This window comes from Paraburkholderia sp., assembly GCF_036488795.1.
Taxonomy (GTDB): Bacteria; Pseudomonadota; Gammaproteobacteria; order Burkholderiales; family Burkholderiaceae; genus Paraburkholderia.
Map to the genome: position 1 here is coordinate 1 of NZ_DASXHA010000044.1, position 7,352 is coordinate 7,352.

At 62.8% G+C, this 7,352-nt stretch carries 6 protein-coding genes; 5 read left to right on the plus strand and 1 reads right to left on the minus strand.

What is annotated here, in order from left to right:
- The 3 genes from VGH41_RS05415 to VGH41_RS05425 all read left to right on the plus strand — a co-directional run.
- The coding region (locus VGH41_RS05415; RefSeq protein ID WP_331596318.1) for a polyprenyl synthetase family protein at positions 1-411 on the plus strand (411 nt) is incomplete at its 5' end.
- A 1-nt stretch (position 412) separates the two neighbouring features.
- The gene (locus VGH41_RS05420) at positions 413-1,228 is read left to right on the plus strand and encodes a class I SAM-dependent methyltransferase (protein WP_331596319.1); all 816 of its coding nucleotides are present in this window, start codon (positions 413-415) and stop codon (positions 1,226-1,228) included.
- 122 nt (positions 1,229-1,350) lie between these two features.
- Positions 1,351-1,725, plus strand: coding sequence for a cupin domain-containing protein (locus tag VGH41_RS05425; protein ID WP_331596320.1), 375 nt, complete (start codon positions 1,351-1,353; stop codon positions 1,723-1,725).
- Between the two features lie 33 nt (positions 1,726-1,758).
- On the opposite strand, the gene VGH41_RS05430 is transcribed toward VGH41_RS05425, so the two are convergent.
- Complete coding sequence (locus tag VGH41_RS05430) at positions 1,759-3,165, minus strand: NAD-dependent succinate-semialdehyde dehydrogenase (protein WP_331596321.1); 1,407 nt, start codon at positions 3,163-3,165, stop codon at positions 1,759-1,761.
- A 154-nt stretch (positions 3,166-3,319) separates the two neighbouring features.
- On the opposite strand from VGH41_RS05430, the gene VGH41_RS05435 reads away from it, so the two are divergent.
- Both VGH41_RS05435 and VGH41_RS05440 read left to right on the plus strand, forming a co-directional pair.
- Positions 3,320-3,964 (plus strand): polysaccharide biosynthesis/export family protein, encoded by a 645-nt coding sequence (locus tag VGH41_RS05435; protein ID WP_331596322.1) that lies wholly within the window; start codon positions 3,320-3,322, stop codon positions 3,962-3,964.
- Positions 3,965-4,208: 244 nt separating this feature from the next.
- Positions 4,209-7,352: HAMP domain-containing protein (locus VGH41_RS05440; RefSeq protein WP_414696608.1), on the plus strand; the 3,144-nt coding region annotated here is incomplete at its 3' end.

Sequence of the window (7,352 nt, forward strand, 5' to 3'; positions counted from 1 at the left end):
ATCGACATCGAAGCACCGAACCATACGTTCGGCGAGGGCGAAGTCATTTTGCTGCAGCGAATGAAAACCGGCGCGCTGTTCGAGTTCTGCTGCGTCGCCGGCGCCATTCTGGCGGAAGCGGGAGCGGAGCATGAGAACCGCGTGCGCGACTATGCCCGCGATTTCGGTCTTGTGTTTCAGATCACCGACGACCTGCTTGATGTGATGAGCACGGCGGAGAAAACCGGCAAGGCGGTCGGCAAGGATGCGAAGCAGGGCAAAGCCACGCTGGTCTCGCTGCTTGGCATCGAGGCAGCGCGCGCCCGCGCAGAAGAACTCGCGACGAATGTGGCGCAGATGGTTGGGTCATATGGCGCCTCCGCCAATCTGCTTCAGATGCTTCCGCAATATCTGCTGAACCGCGAGAGTTAAAATGAGCACTACTTCCGACACGACATTCTCCGGCTCCATTCCGGAAATCTACGACCGGCTGCTGGTCCCGCTGATTTTCGAACCCTATGCGCGCGACCTTGCGGAGCGCGTGGCGAAACTTAAGCCGCAAGCGGTGCTGGAAATCGCGGCGGGCACGGGCGTTGTCACCCGGGAGCTGGCAGCGCGGCTGCCTGCCGGCACGTGGCAAGTGGCTACGGATTTGAACCAGCCGATGCTCGACTATGCCAGGGCGAAGCAACCGAAAGATGGACGTATCGAGTGGCGCCAGGCGGATGCTCTGGATCTTCCCTTCGACGACAAGGCCTTCGATGTCGTGCTCTGTCAGTTCGGCGCGATGTTCTTTCCCGACAAGGTGCGGGCGTACCGTGAGGCGCGCCGGCTGCTGAAGCCTGGCGGACATTTCGTCTTCAATGTCTGGGATCGGATTTCCGAAAACGATTTCGCCGGCACGATCACCGAAGCCCTGGCGGCTCGGTTTCCATCCGATCCGCCGCGCTTTCTCGCGCGCACGCCGCATGGCTATTACGACGTCGCCCAGCTTCGCGCGGACCTGAACGCGGCAGGGTTTACCGAAGTCGTGACCGAGGAGGTGGGTGCGACAAGCAGAGCATCATCTGCACGTGTGCCTGCGGTCGCCTATTGCCAAGGCACGCCACTGCGAGCGGAGATCGAAGCCCGCGATCCTGCGGGTTTGGAGGCGGCGACCGACGACGCGGCCGAGGCTTTGGCGCAAAGCTTCGGACACGCCGCCGTCGAGGGCCGTATCCGTGCCATTGTCATAACGGCGGCAGGATAGCGGGCACCACCGCTGGTATCGACCGATGCGAAAGGTGAGCCGTGCGGTCAGCGTGAGCCGCATGACAGCCATGTGGCAGGATCGGCTTCATTCTTGAAAGTCACAGTCGCAGGATCGCCGTAGTGACCGACCAGGACTCCCGCTACGACATCGAAACCGACAGTGTTATGTTCGACGCTGCCGAGAAGTTCGACGTGAATGCCATCGGTGCGGCACAGACGCCGTGGTGGAACCGGACGCTGTGCGCCGTGAACGGCGCATGGGTGCGGCTGGGGGTCATGGAAGGCGACTTCCACTGGCACAAGCATGACGATACCGACGAATTCTTTCTGGTCATGGAAGGGCACCTGGACATCGAGTTGGAAGGCCGGATGGTCAGCCTTCAGCCCGGCCAGGCCTTCACCGTTCCCAAAGGTGTTATGCACTGCCCGCACGCGCGCGGCCGCTCCGTGGTACTGATGGTCGAACAGGCGGGCGTCGTTCCGACAGGTAGTTAGGTCGACTGATCCCTATCTGGAGCAACCCAAGATCTACTCTGAATGATGGCTCGATGTCGGCACAGTGCCATGCGGGGCTACGACGATTGTTTTGATGTTGACGAATTCCCGGATGCCGAAGCTGGAGAGTTCGCGGCCGTAGCCACTGTCCTTGACGCCGCCGAACGGCAGCTTGGGATCCGATGCCACGGTTGCATTCACGAATACCGAACCGGCCTCGATACGATCCGCCGCAATCTGCTCGCCGAGCGCAAGATCGCGGGTGAAAACACCGCCGCCGAGTCCAAATTCGGAATCGTTGGCGATGCGCACTGCGTCGTCCACATCCTTCGCAGCAATCACCGCCGCCACCGGTCCGAACATCTCTTCATCGTAGGCCGGCATGCCTGGATGCACTCCCGTGAGAACGGTAGGTGGATAAAACGCGCCGGGACCTTCCGGTACCTTGCCGCCGCACAGACAGCGCGCGCCTTTTGCGATGCTCTTCGTTACCTGCTCGTGCAGCTCGTCGCGCAGGTCGCGCCGGGCCAGCGGGCCCACGGTGGTATTCTCATCCAGTGGATCGCCGACTACCGCCTTTCCCATCTCAACAACAAGCTGCTGCTCGAACCGCGCTTTCAAGCCTTCAAGGACGATGAACCGTTTGGCTGCGATGCAGCTTTGCCCGGAATTGACGAGGCGGCCTTTGGCGCAGGCCGCGGCGGTGAATTCGATGTCGGCATCCGACAGCACCAGATATGCATCGCTGCCGCCCAGTTCGAGCACCGTCTTCTTCAGTGCCGCGCCGGCCTTGGAGGCGACATCGCGTCCCGCCGGCGTGCTGCCGGTGATCGACACCGCGCGCACATGCGGGTGTGCGATGACATCGCCCACCATCTTGCTGCCGATGAGCAGCGTGCGGAACAGATTCTCAGGGAAGCCGGCATCGCGGAACAGCTGCTCCAGCGCCAGCGCGCAGCCCGGCACGTTAGAGGCATGTTTCAGCACGCCAGCGTTGCCGGCCATCAGCGCCGGCGCGGCAAAGCGGATGACCTGCCAGAACGGAAAATTCCACGGCATCACCGCGAGAACGACACCAATGGGCCGGAAAGCGACGAAGCTCTTGCGCGGACTCGTTTCGACTACTTCATCCGCGAGAAATCGCTCGGCATTCTCCGCATAATAGTCGCAGCCGGCGGCGCACTTCTGCGCTTCGCCAATGCCGTCGCGGATCGGTTTGCCCATTTCGAGCGCCATCAGGCGGCCGTAGTCGCCTGCGCGCTCACGCAACAACGACGCTGCCTTGCGCATGCGCTTCGCGCGCTCGCCAAATCCCGTCTGGCGCCACTCGAGGAACGCGGCGTGCGCGGAATCGATCGCCGCGCCGACTTGCGCGTGGTTCATCTCGTCATAGCGCTCGATAACTTCGCCGGTCGCCGGATTGATCGATTCGATGCCCATGTGCTGCCCTTCACTTGTGCGGTTCGGAGTCCTTCAGCAACTCCGCCATATAGCGCTGCCACAGGGCGGCCCAAGCGGCCCCGCTGGCGGCGTTCTTGCAGCGCGGCCGGTGCCACGTCCCGTGTAGGGATTTTTCAAGGCGTCGGACCCTACCATGCTAACCATGTCCCGTATTGCCTCTGTGTGCTGGGCCGTGTTGGCCCTTCTCCTGCTGCCGCAGGCCACCCTTGCGCAAGACCTCCCGTTGCGCGGCTCATCCGTCGTCGCCGCCGACGATGGCTACCAATTGGGCAGCGGGGACAAGGTTCGGGTGATCGTGTTCGGCGAGGACGAGTTGGGGGGCGAATTCCAGGTGGACGGCAATGGCCGGGTCAGCCTGCCGCTGATCGGTGAACTGCAGGCGGCCGGAGGAACGGCCGCCGGCCTCGAGCAGCAGATCGCGGCCAGACTGGCCGACGGCTACCTTCAGGACCCTAAGGTGAGCGTGGAAATCACTGCCTACCGGCCGTTCTATGTCATTGGCGAAGTGAATCGGCCGGGAGAGTACCCCTACGTGAACGGCATGAGCGCAATCAACGCGATCGCGCTGGCCGGCGGCTACACCAACCGGGCAAACGAAGGCCCAATTTACGTCCGCCGCAACGGCAGCGTGCGCGAAGAGAAACTCGACGCCGATCAAATGACGCGTATCTATCCCGGCGACGTCATCCGCGTGCCGATCAGCCCCTTCTGGGCAGTGATGTCGGTAGTCAGCCCGCTTGCCGGCGCGGCCTATGCGGCCGCACAGATCGCGCCTTAAGCTCCTGGCAATCCTGTCGGAAAGACCACAACGTATTTTCCGCTCTATGCATGGTCCTCGATGGAACTCTTGGGCAAGGCTCGCGTTTAGCGGGCTGCGAGGTTTTATGCCTCCGAGGGGCGGCGATATGGGGCGCGAAGGTTTGTCACTGATAATTCAGCGACTTAACGCGTCTTTTGGCATTGTCCGGCCGCCTCGCGAGGTGTTTCGCTACTGAACACACGCCCTTTGCGCCGAGGAGCCGATGAGCAGCCATTCCGAACCGACCCCCGCCGCCGCCAAGACGCCGGCCTCGCCCTCCCGCAAGCGCCAGATGAATGGTAACGGCGCTGCCGCCCCCGGACAGGTAGACCTTCAGGAGCTGCTGGGCGCCCTCCAAGCCATGAAGGTCGGCGACTTCTCCGTCCGTATGCGGAGCGACCAGGTGGGAATCGCCGGCAAAATCGCGGACGCCTTCAACGAGATTGTTGCCACCAACCAGCGCATGGCGGAGCAGCTGGAGAAGGTGGGTGAACAGGTCGGCAAGCAGGGCAAGACGCGGCACCGGGTGAAGTTCGGCCAGTCTGTCGGGGCCTGGGCGGAAATGGAATCTTCGGTCAACACGCTAATTGATGACCTGCTGTGGCCAACGGCGGAAGTGACTCGTGCCATCGCCGCGGTGGCGCAGGGCGACCTGCTGCAAACCGTGCATCTCGATGTGGAGGGCCGTCCGCTGAAGGGCGAGTTCCTGCGCTCGGCCAACATCGTGAACACCATGATCAAGCAGCTGTCGGTGTTCACATCCGAAGTGACGCGCGTGGCGCGCGAAGTGGGCACGGAAGGAAAGCTCGGCGGCCAGGCGCAGGTGCGTGAAGTGACCGGCGTGTGGAAGGACTTGACCGAGTCCGTGAACTCGATGGCGAACAACCTCACCGCGCAGGTGCGCAACATCGCTGAAGTGACCATCGCGGTCGCGAATGGCGACCTTTCCAAGAAGATCACCGTCGACGTGCGCGGTGAAATCCTGCAGCTGAAGGAAGCCATCAACACGATGGTGGATCAGTTGCGCTCGTTTGCGTCGGAAGTGACGCGCGTGGCGCGCGAGGTGGGCACCGAAGGCAAGCTCGGCGGACAGGCCCTGGTGCCGGGAGTGGCCGGTACGTGGAAAGACCTCACCGATTCGGTGAACGCCATGTGCGGCAATCTCACCGATCAGGTCCGCAACATCGCGCAGGTGACGACGGCGGTGGCGCGCGGCGACCTCAGCCGCAAGATCACGGTGGACGTGAAAGGCGAAATCCTCGAACTGAAGAACACCATCAACACCATGGTGGATCAGCTGAACGGCTTTGCCTCCGAAGTGACGCGCGTGGCGCGCGAAGTCGGCACCGAAGGCAAGCTGGGTGGTCAGGCAACCGTGCCGGGCGTGGCCGGTACGTGGAAGGACCTGACCGATAACGTGAACTTCATGGCCGGCAACCTGACGTCTCAGGTACGCAACATTGCCGAGGTGACGACCGCCGTGGCGCGCGGTGACCTTTCGCGCAAGATCACCGTCGACGTGAAGGGCGAAATCCTCGAGCTGAAAGACACCATCAACACGATGGTGGATCAGCTGAACGCTTTTGCGTCGGAAGTGACGCGCGTGGCCCGCGAAGTGGGTACGGACGGGCGTCTTGGCGGCCAGGCGCAGGTGCCGGGCGTTGGCGGCACGTGGAAGGACCTTACCGATTCGGTGAACTCCATGGCATCGAACCTGACGGCGCAGGTTCGCAACATCGCCGAGGTGTCGACTGCCATCGCCAACGGTGACCTGTCGAAGAAGATTACCGTGGACGTGAAGGGCGAAATTCTTCAGCTCAAGGAAACCATCAACACGATGGTGGACCAGCTGAACGGCTTCGCCTCGGAAGTGACGCGCGTGGCCCGCGAAGTGGGCACCGACGGCAAGTTGGGGGGACAGGCCGTGGTGCGTGGCGTTGCCGGCACCTGGAAGGATCTCACCGACTCGGTGAACTCCATGGCCTCGAACCTCACGGCGCAGGTGCGCAACATCGCCGAAGTGGCGACCGCTGTCGCGACCGGTGACCTCTCCCGCAAGATCACCGTGGACGTGAAGGGCGAGATCCTCGAACTCAAGAACACGCTCAACACCATGGTGGACCAGCTGAACGCGTTCGCCTCGGAAGTGACGCGCGTGGCACGCGAGGTGGGCACTGAAGGAAAGCTCGGCGGCCAGGCGCAAGTGCCGGGTGTCGCCGGCACCTGGAAGGACCTCACCGACAACGTGAACTCGATGGCGGGCAACCTCACAGCCCAAGTCCGCAACATCGCCGAAGTGGCCACCGCCATCGCCGGCGGCGACCTTTCCCGCAAAATCACCGTGGACGTGCGTGGCGAGATCCTTCAGCTGAAGGAAACGCTGAACACAATGGTGGACCAGCTTAACCGCTTCGCGGGCGAAGTGACGCGCGTGGCGCGCGAGGTGGGCACGGAGGGCCGCCTCGGCGGTCAAGCCAACGTGCCGGGCGTGGCAGGCACCTGGAAGGACCTCACCGACAACGTGAATCTGCTGGCGAACAACCTCACAGCACAGGTTCGCAACATCGCCGAAGTGACGACGGCGGTGGCGCGCGGCGACCTCTCCCGCAAGATTACCGTGGACGTGAAGGGCGAAATCCTCGAGCTCAAAAACACCATCAACACGATGGTGGACCAGCTGAACGCCTTTGCTGCAGAAGTGACGCGCGTGGCCCGCGAAGTGGGTACCGAAGGCAAGCTGGGCGGTCAGGCGCAGGTGCCGGGCGTTGCAGGCACGTGGAAGGACCTCACCGACAACGTGAACTTCATGGCTGGCAACCTTACGGCCCAGGTGCGCAACATCGCCGAAGTGGCGACCGCCATCGCCAACGGCGATTTGTCGAAGAAGATCACCGTGGACGTGCGCGGCGAAATCCTGCTGCTGAAGGAAACACTGAATACCATGGTGGAGCAGCTTCGCTCCTTCGCCGCGGAAGTGACGCGTGTGGCCCGCGAAGTGGGTACCGACGGGCGCCTTGGCGGTCAGGCGCAGGTGCCGGGCGTCGCGGGCACCTGGAAAGACTTGACCGACAACGTGAACTTCATGGCCGGCAACCTGACCTCGCAGGTGCGCAATATCGCCGAAGTGACGACAGCGGTGGCGCGCGGCGATCTCTCCCGCAAGATCACCGTGGACGTGAAGGGCGAAATCCTCGAGCTCAAAAATACCATCAATACTATGGTGGACCAGCTGAACGCATTTGCCTCCGAAGTGACGCGCGTGGCCCGCGAAGTGGGCACTGAAGGAAAACTGGGCGGCCAGGCCAACGTGCCGGGCGTCGCCGGTACATGGAAAGACCTGACCGATAACGTGAACTTCATGGCCCGC

Excerpts from the sequence above, each read along its gene's own strand:
- VGH41_RS05420 (WP_331596319.1), top strand. The coding sequence starts at position 413 with ATGAGCACTACTTCCGACACGACATTCTCCGGCTCCATTCCGGAAATC.
- VGH41_RS05430 (WP_331596321.1), bottom strand. The coding sequence starts at position 3,165 with ATGGGCATCGAATCGATCAATCCGGCGACCGGCGAAGTTATCGAGCGC.
- VGH41_RS05435 (WP_331596322.1), top strand. The coding sequence starts at position 3,320 with ATGCTAACCATGTCCCGTATTGCCTCTGTGTGCTGGGCCGTGTTGGCC.